This is a genomic window from Halomonas sp. B23F22_20, from assembly GCF_043496985.1.
Classification (GTDB): domain Bacteria; phylum Pseudomonadota; class Gammaproteobacteria; order Pseudomonadales; family Halomonadaceae; genus Halomonas.
Genome location: NZ_JBIEKH010000077.1, coordinates 1 through 793, shown reverse-complemented (window position 1 = coordinate 793; position 793 = coordinate 1). Strand labels below are relative to the sequence as shown.

Sequence of the window (793 nt, the reverse complement as noted above, 5' to 3'; positions counted from 1 at the left end):
AAAAAGTAGAGAAGCACTCTCAAGAAACTTCATTACCTGAGGAACTAGAGGAAGAGAACAACTCTCAAGTAACTTCATCACCTAAGGAGCAAAAACAACACGATTCAGTTATAAAAGAGGAATCCCAACAAGTCTCTGCATCAAAAGAAAAAGAGAATTCTTCTCTTTCGAATGATAAGTCTACAACTTCAAAAAGCAATCATAATCAAAGTAGTACTTCCAATCAGAAGAAAGCCTCTATCCCAGACGAAGATGGGAAGGATTCCGAAACGAGTAAAGAGAAAGAAACACCAGGTAACAAGACTCAAATGTCCGTAACCCAAATTAAGAATCGTTACGCCCCTTCATTCCAATCACTCCAAGATCAGGCGAATGCTAAGATTAATAATCTCGTTGAGTACGCGTACCAAGAATACCAGAAGAAGAAAGAGACCGATAAAAGTGTTTCCTATGGTTATTTTTATACTAAATATCAATCGGCTGCGAATCGTCTAGAAGAAAGCACAGACGTAGTATTTAACCAGCTCTATGATTCCTTAAAGAAGGAACTGCAAGCGAACGGCCACCCCAAGAATGCCTTGGCTGAGGTGAAGTACTATTACCAGGAACAAAAAGAAATACGTGAGAAAGCGCTAATTAAAAAGGCATTGGATAAGTTTTAGTATGGTTTATAAACAAGAATGACCCAACTTTATTTAAAGTTGGGTCATTCTTAATTGATATTACTGTACTATTTTATTGAAATAACTTTTGGAGTAACTGCTTCATCCTGACTAAGTTCCCATGCTTTGTA

Annotated in this window: 1 protein-coding gene; it reads left to right on the top strand. The window is 37.2% G+C overall.

Features of this window, described 5'->3' with window-relative positions:
* Window positions 1-662, top strand: a 662-nt coding sequence (locus ACGTN6_RS20640; protein ID WP_394594938.1) for a hypothetical protein, incomplete at its 5' end; no start/stop codon positions are given.
* Window positions 663-793: the final 131 nt, after the last annotated feature.